Genomic DNA, 19,305 nt, shown 5'->3' with positions numbered 1-19,305 from the left:
CCGGCTGCGCACGTTGGGTTCACGGCAGGCGCGGAACAGGGGGAAAAACGAATGGCCCGACTTATGGGATTTGTCGGTCTCCTGACGATGATGAGCCTCGCGTATGCCTTCTCGACCAACCGGCGCGCCATCCGGGTCAAGACTGTCCTTTGGGGACTCGGCCTGCAATTCGCCTTTGCCCTGCTGGTGCTCAGGTTGGAAGCGGGCCGAGGTGCGATCCAGATGGCCGGTGAAGCCGTCAACAGACTCCTGGCTTACTCGTTTGCCGGTTCTGAGTTTGTATTCGGCGAACTGGGCAAGAATGGCGGCAAATTCGGCATGGTTTTCGCCTTTCAGGTGCTGACGACGATCATCTTCATCTCCGCGTTCTTTGCCGTTCTCTACCATTTCGGCATCATGCAATTCGTGATCCGGCAATTCGCCAAGGTGATGCGGCTGATGGGCGCCAGTGGCGCCGAATCGCTCAACGTGGCCGCCAGCATCTTCATGGGTCAGACGGAGGCTCCGCTTTCGATTCGTCCGTTCCTGCCCAGCTGCACGAAATCCGAGTTGATGACCATCATGACGGCGGGCATGGCGCATGTTTCCGGAGGCATCATGGGCGCCTACATTCTCTATGGTATCGAGGCCAAGCACCTCCTTGCGGCCGTCATCATGACCGCGCCCGGCACGATCCTGCTGGCCAAAATGTTCGTCCCGGAGACCGAGACCCCGCTGACCGCGGCCAAGAGCGCTCCCGGGGCCGCCGCTGCGACCGGGGTGGACGTCGACTCGGTTGAGATGCCCAGGGATACCAATACGCTGGGAGCTATTTCGCGCGGCACGACCGACGGCCTGCATCTGGCGTTAAACGTGGGCGCCATGCTGGTCTCGTTTCTCGCGCTGATCGCACTGACGAACGGCATTCTCGGCGGTGTTCACAGCGGCCTCGCCAAGGTCGGTATCTCCTGGTTCCCGGTGTCGCTGCAATCCATCTTCGGCCACCTGTTCGCGCCCGTGGCCTTCGTAATCGGCGTGCCGTGGAAGGACTGCGTCAATGTCGGCAACCTGCTGGGCACGCGCATGGTGATCAACGAGCTCGTGGCGTTCTCCCAGCTCGGGCCGATGAAGACCATCCTCGACCCGCGCTCGTTTACGATTGCAACATTCGCGCTGTGCGGATTTGCTAACTTCAGTTCCATCGGGATTCAAATCGGCGGCATCGGAGCGCTGGCGCCCAATAAGCGCGACCAACTGGCACGCCTTGGATTTCGCGCCATGCTGGCCGGAACTATGGCCAACCTGATGTCGGCTTCGATCGTGGGAATCCTGATGACGTAGAGATCAGGGGAATTTGCGCCGAAGTCTTCGGAGTGCACAGGCCGTCCGGCGCCCTGTCGTCATGCCGGCGGCGGCATCACACTGCAGCATTCCCGAGAGGCGATGGAGGTTTTGATGGGCAAGGGCGGAACAAACTCCGAGTTTGCCGGTGCGGAGCGGGCGGCACAGTTTGTGCTCTCCAAAACCGAGCTGCGGCCCGAGATCGCCCTGGTCCTGGGCTCCGGGCTGGGCGCGTTCGCCGATGGCATGAAGGAGGCGGTGTCCATCCCATTCCGGGATATTCCCCACTACCCCCGGCCCAGCGCTGCGGGCCATACCGGACGGCTTGTGATCGGAAACGTCGGCGACGTGCCGATCGCCGTCATGCAGGGCCGCGTGCATCTCTACGAGGGCCACTCGGCGAAAGAAGTCGTTTTCCCGATGCGCGTGTTCGGGCGCATGGGGGTTCGGGCGGCCGTCCTGACCAACGCCGCCGGCGGGGTCTCTCGCGAGCTGAAGCCAGGCTGTCTGGTTGTGTTGCAGGACCACATCAATATGCAAGGGGCGAATCCGCTGATCGGCCCCAATGATGAGCGCCTGGGCGTGCGCTTCGTGGACATGACTACCGCCTACTGCAAGGATTACCGGGAGATTGCGCTCCGTGAAGGCAGGCGCCTCAATCTGGACATGTTCCAGGGCGTGTATGCCGCGCTGACCGGTCCCAGCTATGAGACTCCGGCCGAGATCAGATATTTGCGCACCATTGGCGCGGATGTGGTCGGCATGTCCACGGTGGCCGAAGTGATCGCGGCACGCCATATGAACATCAAGGTTCTTGCGATCTCGTGCGTTACCAACATGGCGGCCGGAATCACGAATCAGTTGATCACTCATGAAGAAGTCCTGGAGACCGGGGAGCGCATCAAGGGACAGTTCGTGTCTCTGCTCCGCGCCGTGATTCCGTATATTTCAGACGACCTGAGAAATACGGGAGGATAGTGCCTTGCCGGCATGCAAACCAATGGCAGCCAGAGCTTATCTGATTGGGGTGGCAGGCCCATCCTGTGCAGGGAAAACCGAGCTCTCCACTAATCTGGCGGCACAGCTGCCTGCGGCTATCCTGCCCCTCGACTGCTATTACGTCGACCTCTCCGATCGCCTCCTGGAAGAGCGGATCAAATTCAACTTTGACGAACCGGGCGCGCTGGATCATGACCTGTTTCTGCGGCATGTCCGGGCGCTGAGCAACGGCAGAGAGATTGAGCGTCCCGTGTACGACTTTGCCACGCACACCCGAACCAGGAATGTGGAGCTCGTAAAGCCGCGCAAGTTTATTGTCGTGGAAGGGCTGTTCGTCCTTTATTGGCAGGATGTACGGTCATTGTTCGGCACCAGGGTGTTCGTGGATCTGCCGGATAAGCTCTGCCTCGACCGCAGGATTGTGCGTGATGTGCGCGAACGAGGGCGCACTCCTGAGTCGGTGCGCCGTCAGTTCGCCGAGACCGTCCAGCCCATGGCAGAGCTGCATGTGCGCCCGACCAAAGCCTTCGCGGACCTCGTAATCGCGGGAGACAACCCCATCCAGCAGTCCGTGGATGCGGTGATGGCCCACGTCCGCCGGACTACTTAGCACTCAGCGCTCAGTACTTGCTTTGGCTTTGCCCAGGTTGGGTTCGAAACAGCGGCGGCAGCGTGCCTCGTACAGTCCCCCGGCGCCCACCACAATCAGCTCGTCGCTGGCCACGAGGCGTTGGGTGTGCTTCGCTGGATTTCCGCACTGCATGCAAATGGCGAGGGTCTTGGTGATTTCATCCGCAACTGCCAGCAGTTCCGGCATGGGGTGAAAGGGACGGCCAAGGTAGTCGGTATCCAAGCCGGCAATGATGATGCGTTTGCCCAGGTCTGCCAGCCGCACAACCAGATCCACCAGCTCATTGCCGAGGAACTGGCCTTCGTCGATGCCGATGACTTCCGTGCGCAGATCCAGGGCAGCCTCGAGCTCCGTGACGTCCTTGACGCTCGCCGAGCGGATCTTCAGTTCGCTGTGCGAGACGATGTGGTTATCAGAATATCGTTGATCGATCGCAGGCTTGAAAATCTGCACCCGCTGGCGCGCGATCTCGGCGCGGCGCAACCTGCGGATCAGTTCCTCGCTCTTGCCGCTAAACATTGGTCCGCAAACAACTTCGATCCAACCAAGATTTCCCTTGGCAAAGTTCATAATCATCCCTCAATTGCTGATGCCACGGGGCTCCATCCCGCCTGACGGGAGAACACCACGATGAGGTAGTCTGGACTGGCCTGCCCTCAGGAGGCTATTTGTATCGCGGGTATGCATGGAGGAGCAAGCTGGAAATGCGACGCCGCGTTTCCGGATCCCAAATCGTCGGGAACCGCTCGGGGCCAGGCTCCGAAAATAGGTGGTGCCTTGGGCCAACTCCGAGCCGAATTATTGCGTGGATTTCATTTGACCCCTCCCCCGCACATCGGATAGATTTCTTTTTTCCGCGAGATAGGCTCACGCAAGCAGACGAATGTCTGCCGCTTTTTCATAAATGTAAGGAGAAGAACCATGGAAGTTTCAAAGAGCAAGCTCCTGCTTCTGGTAATTATCTTGAGCATCGCACTGAGCGGCTCCGCATGGGCCCAGGCGGTAGCCGGCATGGGAGGAATCTCGGGGGTGGTGCGCGATTCGAGCGGCGCCACCGTTCCTGGAGCCCAGGTTGTGGTAGCGAACACATCGAAGGGCATCCAGCGAACCATGGTAACCACTGAAGCGGGCGTGTTTTCGGCCCCGGCGTTGGTACCATCCACCGGTTACAGCCTGACGGTCAACATGCCGGGTTTTAACAAGTGGGAGGCCAAGGACTTTGAAATCCTCGTCGGCCAAACGGTCGATTTCAAGGTGACTCTGCAACCGGCGGGTACCGCCACTCAGGTCGTGGTAACCGGCGAAGCCCCGCTGGTGGAAACCTCCAAAATGGATGTATCGCAGGTAGTCGAAAAAATGCAGATCGATAACCTGCCGATCAACGGCCGCCGCGCGGACACCTTCGTGCTGATCACGCCTGCGGTAACCGATGACGGCACCTTCGGCCTGGTGAGTTTCCGCGGCATCGCCGGCGGCAATTCGTTCCTTACCGACGGCAACGACACCACCCAGGGCTACTACAACGAAAACGCCGGCCGTACCCGCATCACGACGCAGATCTCGCAGGATGCGGTGCAGGAATTCCAGGTGCTTTCCAACGGTTTCTCCGCTGAGTTCGGCCGTGCCATGGGTGGGGTCATCAACACCGTCACCCGCAGTGGAACCAACGATGTTCACGGCACTGCCTACTGGTACTTCCGCAATCGCACGCTGAACGCGATGGACCGCTATGCTCCCAGGAACCTTAATCCGCCCGAGTGGCGGCACCAGGCCGGCGCCAGCATCGGCGGTCCGATCAAGACGGACAAGCTCTTCTATTTCGGGAATTTCGAGATCGTCAAGAGGAATTTCCCGGCCATCAACCGCATCATCAACACCTCGTTCACAGATGCCGGTGGCAACAACATCACTGCGTCTTGCACTGCCACTGCGGCGCAGTGCGCTACTGCGATCGCCTTCATCAAGCGGCAGATGGACGTATTGGTTCCGCGAACGGTGGATTCCGCCATGGGATTTCTGAAGTTCGACTGGCGCCCCACCGAGCGCAACTCCTTCAGTTTCGATATGAACGCGATGCACTGGAAGTCGCCGCACGGGATTCAGACGCAGGCGGTGCTCACGAATGGCAACGCCCTCGGCGGCAACGGGAATTCCACCGTGGAGACTCGCTATGGAAAAGCGTCGTGGATCAGCGTTATCAGCCCGACTCTCCTCAATGAATTCCGCGTGGGCTTTTTCAAGGATCGCCTGTCCGATCCCGGTGCCGGGGATCTGTGGCCCATAGAAACAGGGGGCCTCTCCATCTCACTGAACGGTACAGCCATCGGCGCGGCCGAGGCCTACCCGCGCACTCTGCCCAGCGAGCTGCGCTTCCAGTTTGTAGACAACGTCAGCTGGACGCATGGCGCACATTCTGCCAAGTTCGGCTTTGACACCTCCACTAACCAGGACTACATTAACCAGCTTTACCGCGGCCTGGGCGGCTACAGCTACTCGAGTCTGACCAATTTCGCCAAAGATTTCAGTGGCAACACGGCCAACGCGAAGAGTTATTCCAACTTCCAGCAGACATTCGGAAATCCCATCCAGAATTTCCGTACCAGCGACATTGGCATTTATGCGCAGGATGTCTGGAGGATCAGCCGGCGGCTCACCATGAACTTTGGTCTGCGCTACGAACATACCTACATTCCGCAGCCGTGGATGGTAAATCCGAACTACCCGCAGACGGGCATTATCCCCTCGCCGACCAATAACTTCGGGCCCCGTTTCGGCCTGACCTATATGATCAATGATAAAACCCTGATCCGCGCCGGCTATGGGCTTTTCTGGGCGCGCTTCCACGGAAACGGCCTGGAAAGCCTTCTGTTGGGCAACGGCACGTTCCAGCCGAACATCTATGTCTCTACTACCACTCCGGGCTCACCGGTTTTCCCGAACGTGTTTCCTCCTGGTACTACTGGATTGCCGTCCGGGACCGTGAACCTCCAATTCGCCTCGCCAGACTTTCACAATCCGTATACTCAGCAGGGGACCGTGGCGATTGAGCGCCAGCTCAGCCAAGATCTGGCACTCACGGTAAGTTACATCTGGAGCCGCGGCGTCGGCATCTGGACGCAGCGCGACGTCAACCTCGGGCAGCCGGGTCCGACGGTGACCTACATCATCAACGATGCCGGCGGCAGCCAGGTGGGCACATACACGACACCTGTCTACATCTCAGCGAATAAGGCCGATTCCCGGTACGGTAAGATCCTGCAGGTCGAGAACGGCGGCCAATCCTGGTATAACGGCATGACCGTTCAGCTGCGCAAGCGCATGTCGCACGGGCTGACCGGCAGCCTCTCCTACACGTGGTCGCACGCGATCGATGACGCCGATATGCAGGGCGCTTCCTGGAACATCGGGTGGAATTACAACAACGTCACGACACCCGGCAACTACATGGCGGACAGGGGCAGTTCCAGCCTGGACCAGCGCCATCGTGCCGTAATCAACTTGATGTGGCAACCCACGTTCACCCAGAGCAATTCAGCGTTCGCCCGCTACTTCGTGAATGGCTGGCAGTTTTCGGCAATTACGACTCTGGCCTCCGCACACCCCACCACAGCGACCGTCAACGTCAGTGGGACCCAGTTCACAGGCGTCTTTTTGACCTACACGACCATGAATGGTTCCGGCGGCTGGAACCGAGTGCCGTTTTGGCCCGTCAGCAGCCTGGACGTCGACCAATATTACCGCGCAGACGCGCGTCTGACCCGCGTACTTCCGTTTAACGAACGCGTCAAGTTGAACCTGATGTTCGAGGCCTTTAACTTGTCCAATACCATTACGAACACCGGCGTCAACACCCAAGCCTACACAGCGACCTTAGGCGTACTGAGGCCGACGGCTAACCTTGGCGTCGGCAACCAGTCGCAGGGCTTCCCGGACGGCACCAACGCCCGCCGTTGCCAGGTGAGCATGCGTCTGTTCTTCTAAACGGTCAAAGGGGCCGGGGGCAGATCGTCCCCGGCCCCTCTTCCTGATCCGCCTTTCCATCGCAACAGTTTCAGCACCTGCAAACTGCCTAAACTCTAAGACTGCAAAAATGTCGAGCGTTTGCGCTTTCTTCCAGTCCTGGAGTCATTGCATTGAACGGTCTTCCAAAAATATCATCTCTGCGGGATCGCTATTTGCTGCGATTCCAACTTGCAAATTCCCGAGCCAGTGTCGTAGGCTACTGCCGTGGCGGAGTTTGCCGGTTCAAGCATCCGGCTTTCCCCCAACTCCGCAGAAAGGGATTATGGACAAGAGGATTCTGGAACTCGCAATAGAGGCGCTCCAAGGACGAAGAGTCGCAGTGGCAGCTGAAATCGATTGGATCCGGACCCAGTTAAAAGGCGGGGTCAAGGCCAAGGGGCCCGCAACCGCTGCACCCGCCGCGGGGAGACGCAAAGCGAGAACCGCTGCCCAACGGAAAGCCCAGAGTGAGAAGATGAGGGCCTATTGGGCCGCAAAGAGGAAGACGGGCACCAAAACCAAGGCTGCAAAAAGACCGGCTTCAGCAAAGCCGGCAAAGGGCCCTGTAAGCCCTGCAGCGCGCAAGGCCCAGAGTGAGAGAATGAAGGCCTACTGGGCCAAGAAGCGGAAGGAAAAGCAGAGCAAGCCCGCGGCTTGATCGCGGTGCCATGCTGAGGACGGCTCAAGTCAAAGCGAATGCCGCTTTCCGGCTTGGCCCGGATTCTGCACGAAGCTTGGACCCGGATTCGCTCTGAAAACGCAGATGGTGGAAACCGGTGCAGGCGCACGCTTGTGCCCTGAAGAAGTCGTCTTCCGTTCCAAGATCCGGCAGCCTGAATCTACATGCTCCGCCTCATGAGATTTTTCTTGCCCGGCGGTTGAGCGTCTGCATGTAAGACAGGGTCAGGTCTGAGGTCTATCCATCGGATGCCATAGCCTGGAGAGTTTTCCAGACTCGACACCTGCACGCCTGGAGGAAATCGAATGATGCCGCGAACCCGATCCCTTGTGCCCGCGGTTGTGCTCGTCGCGGTGTTATCGATAACCGTCGGGGCTCAGCAGCAGAAGATCTACTGGGCCGACGAGGTCCCCAAGGGCTGGAACGGGAAATGGCCCGCAAAATTCCTCACCGTTCCTGAGAAGACCAATTACACCAGGACGACTTCGACCCTGGATCTCCAGGAATTCGTCGACACGCTGAAATGGAACAGCGAGAACGTTTACGTACTTAACATTTTCACGACCGCCCTGCGCAAGGTGGCCCCGGCGATCGTGCTGGCCAATCCGCGCAGTACCTCGCCGCAAGAAGCCGTGAAATCGGGCAAGCCGGTAATGTTTCTGCAGGGGAATATCCATCCTCCCGAACCGGAAGGCACGGAGGCGCTCCTCTTGGTGATGCGCGATATTCTGTTCGGCAGCCGGAAACACCTGCTCGACAACCAGATCGTGATTATCCTGCCGATCTTCAACATGGACGGGACTGATACGTTTGCCACCCAGGACGGCACCCCTCATATCGTCGGGCAGCGATCGAATGCCGCCGGGCTGGATCTCAATCGCGACGCGGTCAAGCTCGAGAGCATCGAGGCGAACGGCTTGTATCAAAACGTACTCAACCGGTGGGACCCGGTGCTCCTCGTCGATCTGCACCTGATGGGGCGTGTGAATCACGGCTACGCCAACACATACGCCACCTGCACAGTGCCTGCCGCCCATCCGGCGCCGCGCGCCTACACTTGGGACACACTCTTCCCTGCCGTGCGTGAAGCGGTCAGGCGGGATTTCGGACTCGAGACCTTCACTCACTGCCTTGCCGACAACAAGTGGCCGCCGACGGTCTGGAGCCATGACAACGCGATCTGGAGCGTCGAGGCGAAGTTCATCGTCAACGATTACGGCCTGCGGAACCGTATGGCGATCATCACCGAAACCCCCGGGCACCCCACATTTGAGCGCCGCATTTACGCTCAGTACGCCTACGTCCTGTCCCTCCTGGAGTTCACTAACGCGCACGCCAAGGAGATGCAGAAGGTCTGCAAAGATGCGGATGAAGACACCGTCACCAGGGTGCGTGCACAGGCTGATTCGGGAGGGCTGAAAAACTGGGTCGCCGGCAAATACGAATCCTGGGGCAAGGTGGACATCCTGGCCTACCGAACGAATGACGCCGTGTTCCTGCCGGGCACGAGCGTGCGGGGCACCGCACCCGGATCTGCCAGCGGCCCGCCTGAAGTCATTCATGACGTGGAGCACCTTGCCAAGCCGGTGGGAACCAAGGATGCCCCGATGCCGCGCGGGTATCTGATTCCGGCCGAACTCCAGGATCTGGTCGCCAAACTCCGCACCCACAACATCAGGCTCCAGACGCTGGCTCAGTCCATGAAAGCAACCGGCGAGGAGTTCGTCGTCGATAAGATGGTCAAACCCCGGGGAAGCAGTATGACGACGCTCGAAGGCGGATTCTTCGGTCCCGCCACCAGGGAGTTCCCGGCCGGAACTTACTTCCTTGATATGGCTCAGCCTATGGCTAACGCGGCGTTTTACTACCTGGAACCGCAGTCCATGGACGGCTTCGTCGGATGGGGTCTCCTCGACAATCACATGCGATCGCTCGGGGTCGAGCAGCATCCCGTCGTCTACCCAATCTTCAAATACCGCAAGGAGGTCAAGTGATAAAGTGGATCGGATCTGCAAGAATCACTATCGCGTAAGGATTTTGATTTTTGCAGATACGCCCCCCTGGCAAGTGAAGGGATATGATCTCACCTGACCCCGCCCGATACCGATGAGTGTACGGAGCGGAAGGATTGATCTTGAACAGGAGGAGTAATCATGGGTCATAATCGCAAAGTGGCCATTGTGGGCCTCGGGTACGTCGGCCTTCCGATTGCGGTAGCCTTTGGGAAGAAAGAACACCTCATCGCTTTCGACATCAACGAAGCGCGCGTTGAAGAACTGAAGGCCAGGTACGATCGCAACGGCGACGTTTCCAAATGCGATTTTGAAGGGAATAAGGCGGAATATACGACTGACCCCGCACGGTTGCGCGATGCTGATTTCTTCATCGTTGCCGTTCCCACGCCCGTGGACGAGGCCAAGCGGCCGGATTTGACACCGCTCATCCGTTCTTCCGAGACTGTGGGGCGCCACCTGCGTCCCGGCTCCATCGTAGTCTACGAGTCCACAGTCTACCCCGGAGCTACCGAGGAAGTCTGCGTGCCGATACTGGAGAAGACATCACGTTTCAAGTGCGGCAAGGAATTCAAGATCGGGTACTCCCCTGAGCGGATCAACCCAGGCGACAATGAACACACCTTTACGAAGATTCTCAAAGTGGTCTCCGGCCAGGACGCCGAGACGCTCGAAATTGTCGCATCGGTGTACGCCTCGGTTGTAACAGCGGGTGTACATAAGGCGGCTTCGATCAGAGTCGCCGAGGCCGCCAAGGTAATCGAGAACACCCAGCGCGACCTGAATATCGCCCTCATCAACGAACTCTCGATCATTTTTCACCGCATGGGTATTGACACGCACGATGTGCTCGAGGCGGCAGGAACAAAGTGGAACTTCCTTAGATTCTCCCCCGGCCTGGTCGGCGGGCACTGTATCGGAGTTGATCCCTACTATCTGACGCACAAGGCCGAGCAACTCGGCTATATCCCGCAAGTGATCCTCTCCGGCAGGCGGATTAATGACGGAATGGGCGTCTTTGTGGCCAAGGAAGTCGTCAAACGTACGCTCGCGCGCGGCAAAGTCTGCTTTGATGGAAGCCGCCCGCTCGCGACGATCCTCGGCTTCACGTTCAAGGAGAACGTCAGCGACCTGCGCAACACGCGCGTGATCGACATCGTCAATGCGCTGAAATCCTACAGCTTCGACGTGCAGATTCATGACCCCCTGGCGTATCCGCAGGAGGCGGAGCATGAGTACGGCATCAAGCTGTCGCCGCTGGAGGGACTAAAACCCGCAAACGCGGTCATCCTCGCGGTGTCGCACGACCAGTTCAAGGCGAATCCCTGGAAACTGGTTACGGGATTGCTCAAGGGTGGGGAGGGCGTGGTCGCGGACGTTCGCAAGGTCTTGCCCCGCGACCAGATCCCTGAGGGTGTCACGCTGTGGCGCCTGTAAGCCAAGCCCGATCCGACCGACCCGCAGAAACCTCCATAATCACGGACGCGCCGGATCCGGCCGCGCTTCAAGCACCTCCGCCGGACGCCGCGCCGCACGTTTCAGCATAGGCAGTTGCGCCTGCAAGTCGCTGCCTCTGGAGGTCCGGGTTGCGTGCGCGCTGCCTACGAACGTTTCGTGTCTCGGTTTTTTGGCATCTTACGCCTGCCTGAAGGGTTATACTTGAAAGATAGGGTTTCGCACTTGCCAATTCGGGAGGAGAAAATATGCGTAGGCTGCTGGGATCCATTGGCTTGCTGGTATTGGTGGCTCTGCCGGTCCAGGCGCAGAAGAAGGAACAGCAACGGCTTCAGGAATGCGGTGACGTCCTAAAGGAGATTCTCAACATTCCGGACGACGTCCCCCAAGATTTGCTCGACAAGGCAGAATGTGCAATCGTCTTCCCATCCGTTGTGAAGGTTGCCATTGGCATAGGCGGCAGTTATGGTCGCGGTGCGATCGTCTGCCGTTCGGGAAAGGATTTCACCGGGACTTGGGGCGCGCCGGCGATGTTTGCCCTGGAGGGCGGCAGCATAGGATTCCAGCTCGGTGGTCAGGCGACCGACTTTCTCCTGTTGGTCATGAACCCGAAGGGAGCCGAATCGGTCATGGGCAGCAAGGTCAAGCTGGGTGCAGACGCCTCGGCCGCTGCCGGTCCCAAAGGCCGCACCGCGGCAGCCGCGACTGACATCGTGATGAGAGCCGAGATCCTCTCTTATTCGCGTGCTCGCGGTCTCTTTGCCGGCGTGTCCCTGGAGGGTTCGACACTGCGCTCCGACGGCGATGCCAACAAAAACCTGTACGGCCGCGAACTGAGCGCCCGCCAGATAGTCCGGGAAGGCGCGGTCAAGACTCCTCCTGCCGGCATGGCTCTGGTCGGTCTGCTGAATAAGAAATCGCCGAAGAATCTAAGCGGCAAGTAATCACTACAAGATCACTGCCGTAACCATAGCGCTGCCCGGCGGCCGCAACGAAGACCAGGGATCACGAAATACTAGGAAAACCTCTCTTCTGCGGTTCTGTTCTGAGGACTGTCTTGCCATCGGCTTCATTTGGAGGAAACCGAAATGAAAGCCACGAGAACGATTGGGGCGCTGGCGGTGCTCTGTGCTGCCGGCATGATGGTGGTTCTGCAGCCGGGCAGGAGCCAGACGGCGCCGGATCTCAGCCAGTTGTTCGCCAGGTCGGAAATGATGATCCCGATGCGCGATGGCGTTCGCCTGCACACTGAGATCTGCGTGCCCAAGAAAGCCCCCGAGGCCCTCCCTTTTCTCATCACGCGTACCCCTTACGGCATCAACGATGACAGCCAAGGATTCTCGCGAACGCTTGGCAGCTACCGCGAGCTGATCCCCGAGGGCTTCATTTTCGTCTTTCAGGACATTCGCGGACGGTTTCAATCCGAAGGAAAGTTTGTCATGCAGCGCCCGCCGCGAGATCGCAGTGATTCTAAATCCATCGATGAGGGCACCGACACCTACGACACGATCGCCTGGCTGCTTAAGAACGTCCCCAACCACAACGGCCGGGCAGGCCTGCTCGGCATTTCCTATGGGGGCTGGCTCACGATGATGGGGCTGCTCGAGCCGCATCCCGCGCTGAAGGCCGCTTCCGAACAGGCCTCGCCAGCCGACATGTTCCTCGGTGACGATTTCCACCACAATGGTGCCTTCCGCCTGAGCTATGGCTTCGAATATGCCGCAGAACTGGAAACGGACAGGACCAACTATCTTTTCCCGTTTGACATCGCCGACACCTTCGAGTGGTATCTGCGGCTCGGGCCGCTCGCCAACGCCAACAAACTCCACTTCCACGAAAAGATTCCAACCTGGAACGATTTCGTCGCCCATCCGAACTACGACGAGTTCTGGCAGAAGCAGGCGTTTCCACGCTACCTGGGGGACTTGAAACTGGCTGTTCCGAATCTCAACGTGGCCGGGTGGTGGGATCAGGAGGATTTCTACGGGCCTATTAAGATTTACGAACTGCTCGAAAAGAACGACAGCAATCACATGAACTACCTGGTCGTGGGTCCCTGGAACCACGGCGGCTGGGCGCGCGGAGACGGCAGCCGCCTGGGTCCCGTTCCGTTCGACAACGACACCGGCAGATATTTCCGTGAAAATATCCAGAGAGCTTGGTTTGCGTATTGGCTGAAGGACAAAGGCGCCCTGCCGTTGACGGAAGCCATGACCTTCGAAACCGGTTCGAACCGATGGAAGACTTGGGATACATGGCCGCCGCAGCAAGCCATCGCCATGCAGAAGCTCTATTTCCACGCCGGCAGCCGGCTGTCATTCAACGCACCCGGCGGCGGTGCAGCCGACTCGTACGACAGCTACCTTTCCGATCCTGCTAAGCCCGTGCCGTATCGCCAGCGGCCCATACAGGCAACATACGGTTCGGGAAGCACATGGTCGACCTGGCTGCTGGAAGATCAGCGGTTCGTGTATCTGCGCCCGGACACAGTCGCATGGTCGACGGAACCGCTGGCGGAGGACTTGACCCTGGCGGGAGACATCGTCACGCACCTGTTCGCCTCGACTACCGGCAGCGACAGCGACTGGATCGTCAAACTCATCGATGTCTACCCCGAGGCATATCCGAACGATCCCAGGATGGCGGGATATCAGCTGATGATCGCCAACGAGGTCTTCCGCGGACGCTTCCGCAGGAGCTTTGAAAAGCCCGAACCGCTCATACCAAACCAGCCGGCGGAGTTCACCATCGGCTTGCACACGAACGATCACACGTTCCTGAAAGGGCATCGGATCATGGTCCAGGTGCAGAGCACCTGGTTCCCCCTGATCGACAGGAATCCCCAGAAGTTCGTGCCGAACATTTTCCTGGCCAATCCGAGAGATTTCCAGAAAACCACCCAGCGTGTCTATCGCTCGGCGCAGCACCCCTCCAGCATCGAGCTGCCGGTCGTGAAACACTGATGAGTGGATCGTGGTCTGCCGGAATGTCACCGCCCAGTCCCCGGAGCCCGCAGCGCGGCCGGCGGCCGCAGCCGAATCGGCAGCCACGAAATAGATAAAACCTTTTTCCGTGTGTGCAGTATTTCCCGCTTGTCGATCCCGATCGGCACACATGGCGAGAGGCACCCGTTCTCGCCAAGCCTCTCTGCGGTTGCGGTTTGACCTGTGGGGCCCTGCAACCTATAATCTGTTCGAACTGGTGCTCTGATCGACCTGATGTAACAGTGCCCCGGCAGCCGAACGCGCAGTCTAAGGAGGCGATATTCGCTCTGAAACGATGACCGCGCAGCATTGCCACACGATCTCCGCGATCGCCGACGCCATAAATCCTACGGCGAAGTGGCAGGATGTGATCCGCTCCATTCTTCGGGCTCTAGTGGAGAATCTTGGCTACAAGGCTGCGCTGGTGCGTCAGTTCGACGACGAGCGCCGCACTCTGGTGGCCGCAGGTTCATTCGGGCTCAGCGACACGTATCTGGCCAAAGGCGCGGTCGAAATCGAAAAGAGCGAACTGGATCGCGAAGTCCTCGCCGGCCATGTGATCGATGTCCCGGACATGAGGAGTGATTCCAGCTTCCAATTTCACCAGGAGGCGGTGGCGGAAGGGATCGGCAGCCTCCTGGCCGCTCCGCTGGCACTGCGGGACAGAATCATCGGCGTCATGCGGGTGTATTCGGCAGAACCGCGGGCCGCAAGCGAGGAGGAAAAAAACTTCCTGGAGGCAGCGGCGAGACTCACAGCGAGGGCCTTGATCAGCTCGCAGCGCGTGGAGGCCCTGCGCAACATCTCCCGGCAGATCACTTCATCGGTGGGTCTCCAGGAGGTGCTGACCGCCCTCCTCCGCCGGACCGTCGACGAGTTGAACTATAAGGGGGGTATCATCCGGCTGCTTGATGCTACGGGGCAGAAACTCAGCCTGGTTGCGGCTACCGGTTTGAGCCAGGCTTACCTCAACAAGGGAGAGATCGCCGTCGCCCGCAGCAGCGTGGATCAGGCGGTTCTGCGAGGAGAGACTGTAACGATTTTCGATGTGGCTGAACTGTCTCGGCTCCAGTATCCGCAGGAGGCACTGAAGGAAGGGATACGATCGGTGCACGCAGTCCCGCTGATGGTGCCCGACCGCGCTACGGGAAGCCACAGGGTTATAGGCGTCATGCGGGTGTATTCCGCGCAGCCCCGTCGCTTCAGTGAAGACGAGACCGCGTATATTCAGTCGATCGCCAGCCTGGGCGCGATCTCCCTGGAAAACGCTCAGCTCTATGATGAACTCAAGCGGCGCATTGACCGCCTCCAACCCGAGGAGCAGGGTTGGCACCGCGTCGAAGAGACCTAAAAGGGCCAAAAGCGGGGCACCAGAACCATCACGAGCAGGAAAACGATCAGCGTGAGATACCCACCGACGCGAGCATAATCGACAAATCTGTATCCTCCCGGACCCATAACGAGCACATTCGCCGGATGACTTACAGGCGTAAGAAAAGCGCAGGAGGCCCCTAAGACCACCGTCATGAGGAGCGGGTGGGCGCTTACCTGCAGCTGCATTGCGGTGCTCAGGGCAATGGGAGCCATCAAAACAACCGTCGCGGCTCCCGAAAGAACCTGAGCCAGAAACATGGATAAAACGAAGAAACCTGCCATCACGGCCGCGGGGCCCAACGGGCCGAGCACGTGCAGGAGGCTATGGGAAATCAGGGTGGCGGCCCCGCTCTTCTCCAGAGCCGTTCCCATCGACAGCATTCCCCCGATCATGACAACAGCTTTCCATTCGATGGCTTGGTAGCCCTCCTCCATCTTCAGGGCGCCCGACACGACCATCACCACTGCCCCCAGCAGTGCGGCGGCAGCGATGCTCAGCAGGCCCAGACCAGCAAGCAAGAGCATGAGAAGCATTCCCAGCAGCGCCCAGGGCGCCTTGTCGGGCCGGGCAATTCCACCGACATACTCGGGTTCCTCCAGGATGATAAAATTCCGCTCGGCGCGAAGCAGTTCCAGACGTGCACGCGGACCTTGCACGAGCAACGCGTCGCCGACCCGCAAGGGCACGTCCGGCACACCCCGCTTCACCGGCTGACCTTCGCGGAGAAGCGCAAGTACTGCAAGCCCGAACTTCTCGCGAAAGTGAATGTCGCGCAATGACCGGCCGACGACGTCGGCGTGAGGGGAGATCACGATCTCGGCTACTCCGACGTCGCGGTCGGCCAGCACCATATCCGGCGCTGCCCCCTTGGGCTCGAGTACCAGGCCGAGTCCTTCCTGGGTTTGCTGGAGAACCTCGACTTCGCCCTCAATGATCAGCCGGTCCCCGGCGCGCAGGATTTCGTCCTTACCCGGAGCCAGCTTGATAAGGGCTCCGCGGAGAATGCCGAGGATATTGAGGCCGTAATTATGGCCCAAATGGCTTGCCGCAGCGGTTTTTCCGTCCAGCGGCGACCCGGCGAGGATGCGCGCTTCGAACATCTGCTCCGAAATGCGGTAAAGCCTGGCCAGATCCTCAGGAAAGCGGCGCACGGGGGATATCTCCTTGGCGGGATAGTCGGGCAGGAGCTTCCGGCCGAGCAACGCCATGAAGGCAATCCCCGCAATGGTCAGCAGGCTGCCGATGCGGAAGAAATCCCAGAGCGTGAATGGCGCCAGCCCCTTCCGGTGCAGTGCGTCGTTGGCAAGGATATTGACCGTCGTGAACAGAGTCGCCATTCCGCCGAGAAGGGTGCCGAAGGAAAGCGGGATCAGCAGCTTTGACGAGCTGATTCGGGTCCGGCGCGCTATGCTGGTGAGGCCGGGGAGCAGCACCGATGCGGAAGCAATGTTGTTCATGAATAGCGAAAGGAGCGCGGACGCTGCCATGGTTACGGCAACCAGGCGTCCCTCGTTTTCCCCCGCAATGCGGAACAGGTGCCGCCCGATCCAGGCGGCAATCCCCGTGTTGGTCAAACCGGCCGTGACCAGAAATACAAACGCTATGGTGATGACCGCGGGATTCCCGAATCCCGCCAGGGCATCGGCGGTGTCGAGAGTCCGGCTTAGCAGCAACGCCAGCACGGCGAACAGCGCTACCAGATCAGGGCTGTACTTGTCGGAGACGAAGAGGAGGATGGAGACTGCCAGAATGACCAGGACGATACCGATTTCGAGACTCATCAATTCGGAGAATAGGATTCTGTATTCGGACTGGCAAGGAAATTCGCCGAATATCCCCGCCTAGCCCAAGCCAGGAGCACGCTTGCGCAGAAGGCCGCACGCATCTGCAGACAAGTGCTGGAGTGTGCAATGATGATCGTACCCTGCTTTTAAGAGTGTTGTGGCGCCCTACTCGAAGGCAGCAGCGAGCTGCCGCACTCCAATGACGTCCACCTCGCCTCAATCGCGCTTCAAAACCGTTGCTTTCATAGCCCCGATTGGAGTAAACCCAAATCCGGCATCGATTCCAGACAATGGTGGAAGGTCGCTCAAGCACCAGCCCGGATTATTCATGAATGTGCGACCAAAATGCAGTTTTGGATGCGGAAAAACGCCGACCGGCGCCGACCGTTCGGCCTTGGTCGGCGTGCGCTTCTGCTTCCTGAATGGTTCAGGCTAGTAGCGGGAGTGCGTAAACCGGGGCAGCCAGAGGGGGGAATATGACTGGATCGAGTCTTCTTCAGCGGATTTCGAGAAAAAGTTCAAATCCTGTCAGGATCGCAGAGCGGGTAATCCAATCTCCTGATTTGATTGAGGAACTGATCGAAGGCCTCAATGCTAAAAAGGCGACGATAAAATACAGATGCGAAAAAGTCCTTCGGATCATCAGCGAGCGGCAACCGGCCCTTCTTTATCCCCAATTCGATCTCCTCGCCACAATGCTTGATTGCGAGAACAGCATCCTCAAGTGGGGTGCCATCATGAGCATCGCCAACCTGGCACGCGCGGATTCGAAGAACAAGTTTGAGTCCATCTTTGAAAAGTACTTTTCACCCATCCCCGGGCCCGTTATGATCACTGCCGCCAATATCATCGGCGGCTCGGCAAGAATCGCGTTGGCGAAGCCCGACCTTGCCGAGAGAATCTCAGAGGAAATCCTGAAAGTCGAAGGGGCCAAATACAAGACTCCGGAATGTCGCAATGTCGCGATCGGGCACGCGATCGGTTCCTTCGACCAGTTTTTCGATCACGTGCAAGACAAAGATCGCATTATCCGATTCGTCAAAAAGCAGCTCCAGAACACCAGAGCTCCCGTTCGCAAAAGGGCCGAGAAGTTTCTGAAAAAGCGCAACATTCCCTTTTGAACGAGAAAAGTGGGGTCACCACTCGTGTCACGCTTTTGTCGAATCCCGAGCGGGAACGGTCCGTGCATGATCCGGGGCGCGAGAGTGCCGCCCGACCGGGTCTGTTACCGATTTGCGAAAGCAACCGGCTCGATATTGTGCTGGCAGCCGGCCGGCGGTCGAGGCATAGTAGGATCGAAGTCCAGGCGCCGTATGATTCCCATGTCACGCTGAATGACGCGGGGATGATTTGGGCGCAGGGGCCGGATACCGGAAGGGAAACAAAATGGGAGATAGGCATAAAAAGGGCTGCGGCTGCTGTGGCGGCGGCATTTTTGGCAGCATTGGCGCTGTCCTTGCGGCCCTGCTGAGCTGGAAAGTCAATCACAACATCGCCTGGGCCCTGATCCATGCATTTCTCAGCTGGTTCTACGTCCTCTACCATTGGTTCAAGTATGGCCGCTTCTTGCCTTAATGCCGTGGACGTATCTGAAAAACCCCATTTCCCCGCCTGCATTTTGATTATTGCAGACACGATCCCTGATTCGATGCCTGATCTTCGCGCTTGACGTCTTGACTATTCCGGCCTTACTATGCATAGCATGTCTATACAAAGAGAGACAAAAAACTCCCGGGCCGAGATTCCGCCCGGCACGCTTTACATGCTGGTCCTCAAGACCCTGGCCCGCGAGCCACAGCACGGATACGCCATCGCTCAACAAATTAAACGCATGTCGGACGACGTGCTCCAGGTCGAAGAGGGATCGCTTTACCCAGCCCTCCAACGGATGCTCGTGAAAGGGTGGGTCACGGCCGAGTGGGTTACGGCGGGTCCAAAGCGGCGGGCGCGCGTCTACCACCTCACGCCGGCGGGGAGGAAACAACTGGCCACTGAGGTCTCCGATTTCACCCGGGTCATGCACGCCATTGTGCGCGTGATCGAGCCCGCCTGAATCAAAAGGGG

General features: G+C 59.0%; 15 protein-coding genes. 13 read left to right on the top strand and 2 right to left on the bottom strand.

The features are described 5' to 3' along the window. Positions 1 to 51: 51 nt before the first annotated feature. From LAP85_09405 to udk, 3 genes are all read left to right on the top strand, one after another. A complete protein-coding gene (locus tag LAP85_09405) occupies positions 52 to 1,320 on the top strand; it encodes a NupC/NupG family nucleoside CNT transporter (protein ID MBZ5496607.1) in 1,269 nt (422 codons plus the stop codon). A gap of 114 nt (positions 1,321 to 1,434) precedes the next feature. Beyond that, the gene (locus tag LAP85_09400) at positions 1,435 to 2,298 is read left to right on the top strand and encodes a purine-nucleoside phosphorylase (GenBank protein ID MBZ5496606.1); all 864 of its coding nucleotides are present in this window, start codon (positions 1,435 to 1,437) and stop codon (positions 2,296 to 2,298) included. 22 nt (positions 2,299 to 2,320) lie between these two features. Next, entirely contained in the window at positions 2,321 to 2,929 is a 609-nt protein-coding gene (gene udk / locus LAP85_09395; protein ID MBZ5496605.1) for a uridine kinase, read from the top strand. 3 nt (positions 2,930 to 2,932) lie between these two features. On the opposite strand, the gene LAP85_09390 is transcribed toward udk, so the two are convergent. Continuing rightward, on the bottom strand, positions 2,933 to 3,520 hold the full coding sequence (locus LAP85_09390) for a thymidine kinase (protein ID MBZ5496604.1): 588 nt from the start codon (positions 3,518 to 3,520) through the stop codon (positions 2,933 to 2,935). A 351-nt stretch (positions 3,521 to 3,871) separates the two neighbouring features. On the opposite strand from LAP85_09390, the gene LAP85_09385 reads away from it, so the two are divergent. The 7 genes from LAP85_09385 to LAP85_09355 all read left to right on the top strand — a co-directional run bounded on the left by LAP85_09385 (position 3,872) and on the right by LAP85_09355 (position 15,433). Continuing rightward, on the top strand, positions 3,872 to 6,931 hold the full coding sequence (locus LAP85_09385) for a TonB-dependent receptor (GenBank protein MBZ5496603.1): 3,060 nt from the start codon (positions 3,872 to 3,874) through the stop codon (positions 6,929 to 6,931). A gap of 304 nt (positions 6,932 to 7,235) precedes the next feature. After that, positions 7,236 to 7,610, top strand: coding sequence for a hypothetical protein (locus LAP85_09380; protein MBZ5496602.1), 375 nt, complete (start codon positions 7,236 to 7,238; stop codon positions 7,608 to 7,610). Positions 7,611 to 7,936: 326 nt separating this feature from the next. Beyond that, complete coding sequence (locus LAP85_09375) at positions 7,937 to 9,625, top strand: M14 family metallopeptidase (protein ID MBZ5496601.1); 1,689 nt, start codon at positions 7,937 to 7,939, stop codon at positions 9,623 to 9,625. A 159-nt stretch (positions 9,626 to 9,784) separates the two neighbouring features. After that, complete coding sequence (locus LAP85_09370; GenBank protein ID MBZ5496600.1) at positions 9,785 to 11,080, top strand: nucleotide sugar dehydrogenase; 1,296 nt, start codon at positions 9,785 to 9,787, stop codon at positions 11,078 to 11,080. A gap of 266 nt (positions 11,081 to 11,346) precedes the next feature. Beyond that, positions 11,347 to 12,042, top strand: coding sequence for a lipid-binding SYLF domain-containing protein (locus LAP85_09365; protein MBZ5496599.1), 696 nt, complete (start codon positions 11,347 to 11,349; stop codon positions 12,040 to 12,042). Between the two features lie 195 nt (positions 12,043 to 12,237). Next, positions 12,238 to 14,061 (top strand): CocE/NonD family hydrolase, encoded by a 1,824-nt coding sequence (locus LAP85_09360; protein MBZ5496598.1) that lies wholly within the window; start codon positions 12,238 to 12,240, stop codon positions 14,059 to 14,061. Positions 14,062 to 14,377: 316 nt separating this feature from the next. Next, positions 14,378 to 15,433, top strand: coding sequence for a GAF domain-containing protein (locus LAP85_09355; GenBank protein ID MBZ5496597.1), 1,056 nt, complete (start codon positions 14,378 to 14,380; stop codon positions 15,431 to 15,433). Here LAP85_09355 and LAP85_09350 read toward each other — a convergent pair. Further along, a complete protein-coding gene (locus tag LAP85_09350) occupies positions 15,430 to 17,238 on the bottom strand; it encodes an SLC13 family permease (protein ID MBZ5496596.1) in 1,809 nt (602 codons plus the stop codon). The two genes, LAP85_09355 and LAP85_09350, sit on opposite strands and share 4 nt — an antisense overlap. Positions 17,239 to 17,717: 479 nt before the next feature. On the opposite strand from LAP85_09350, the gene LAP85_09345 reads away from it, so the two are divergent. The 3 genes from LAP85_09345 (at position 17,718) to LAP85_09335 (ending at position 19,294) form a co-directional block, all read left to right on the top strand. Next, positions 17,718 to 18,362, top strand: a complete 645-nt coding sequence (locus LAP85_09345; GenBank protein MBZ5496595.1) for a hypothetical protein — start codon at positions 17,718 to 17,720, stop codon at positions 18,360 to 18,362. Between the two features lie 265 nt (positions 18,363 to 18,627). Next, positions 18,628 to 18,816 carry a hypothetical protein gene (locus LAP85_09340; protein MBZ5496594.1) on the top strand — a complete coding sequence of 63 codons (189 nt, stop codon included), beginning with the start codon at positions 18,628 to 18,630 and terminating at the stop codon, positions 18,814 to 18,816. A gap of 127 nt (positions 18,817 to 18,943) precedes the next feature. Further along, complete coding sequence (locus LAP85_09335; GenBank protein MBZ5496593.1) at positions 18,944 to 19,294, top strand: PadR family transcriptional regulator; 351 nt, start codon at positions 18,944 to 18,946, stop codon at positions 19,292 to 19,294. Positions 19,295 to 19,305 lie beyond the last annotated feature (11 nt).

This window comes from Terriglobia bacterium, from assembly GCA_020072565.1.
Lineage (GTDB): Bacteria > Acidobacteriota > UBA6911 > UBA6911 > UBA6911 > JAFNAG01.
Note: the sequence above shows the minus strand (reverse complement) of the source record. Positions and strands in the feature narration are given on the sequence as shown.

What these genes read in the sequence shown, in the direction of transcription:
- LAP85_09360 (MBZ5496598.1), top strand. Translation starts at nt 12,238, where the DNA reads ATGATGGTGGTTCTGCAGCCGGGCAGGAGCCAGACGGCGCCGGATCTC.
- LAP85_09365 (MBZ5496599.1), top strand. Translation starts at nt 11,347, where the DNA reads ATGCGTAGGCTGCTGGGATCCATTGGCTTGCTGGTATTGGTGGCTCTG.
- LAP85_09350 (MBZ5496596.1), bottom strand. Translation starts at nt 17,238, where the DNA reads ATGAGTCTCGAAATCGGTATCGTCCTGGTCATTCTGGCAGTCTCCATC.
- LAP85_09400 (MBZ5496606.1), top strand. Translation starts at nt 1,435, where the DNA reads ATGGGCAAGGGCGGAACAAACTCCGAGTTTGCCGGTGCGGAGCGGGCG.
- LAP85_09385 (MBZ5496603.1), top strand. Translation starts at nt 3,872, where the DNA reads ATGGAAGTTTCAAAGAGCAAGCTCCTGCTTCTGGTAATTATCTTGAGC.
- LAP85_09340 (MBZ5496594.1), top strand. Translation starts at nt 18,628, where the DNA reads ATGGGAGATAGGCATAAAAAGGGCTGCGGCTGCTGTGGCGGCGGCATT.
- LAP85_09390 (MBZ5496604.1), bottom strand. Translation starts at nt 3,520, where the DNA reads ATGAACTTTGCCAAGGGAAATCTTGGTTGGATCGAAGTTGTTTGCGGA.
- udk (MBZ5496605.1), top strand. Translation starts at nt 2,321, where the DNA reads ATGGCAGCCAGAGCTTATCTGATTGGGGTGGCAGGCCCATCCTGTGCA.
- LAP85_09345 (MBZ5496595.1), top strand. Translation starts at nt 17,718, where the DNA reads ATGACTGGATCGAGTCTTCTTCAGCGGATTTCGAGAAAAAGTTCAAAT.
- LAP85_09380 (MBZ5496602.1), top strand. Translation starts at nt 7,236, where the DNA reads ATGGACAAGAGGATTCTGGAACTCGCAATAGAGGCGCTCCAAGGACGA.
- LAP85_09355 (MBZ5496597.1), top strand. Translation starts at nt 14,378, where the DNA reads ATGACCGCGCAGCATTGCCACACGATCTCCGCGATCGCCGACGCCATA.
- LAP85_09375 (MBZ5496601.1), top strand. Translation starts at nt 7,937, where the DNA reads ATGATGCCGCGAACCCGATCCCTTGTGCCCGCGGTTGTGCTCGTCGCG.
- LAP85_09405 (MBZ5496607.1), top strand. Translation starts at nt 52, where the DNA reads ATGGCCCGACTTATGGGATTTGTCGGTCTCCTGACGATGATGAGCCTC.
- LAP85_09370 (MBZ5496600.1), top strand. Translation starts at nt 9,785, where the DNA reads ATGGGTCATAATCGCAAAGTGGCCATTGTGGGCCTCGGGTACGTCGGC.
- LAP85_09335 (MBZ5496593.1), top strand. Translation starts at nt 18,944, where the DNA reads ATGTCTATACAAAGAGAGACAAAAAACTCCCGGGCCGAGATTCCGCCC.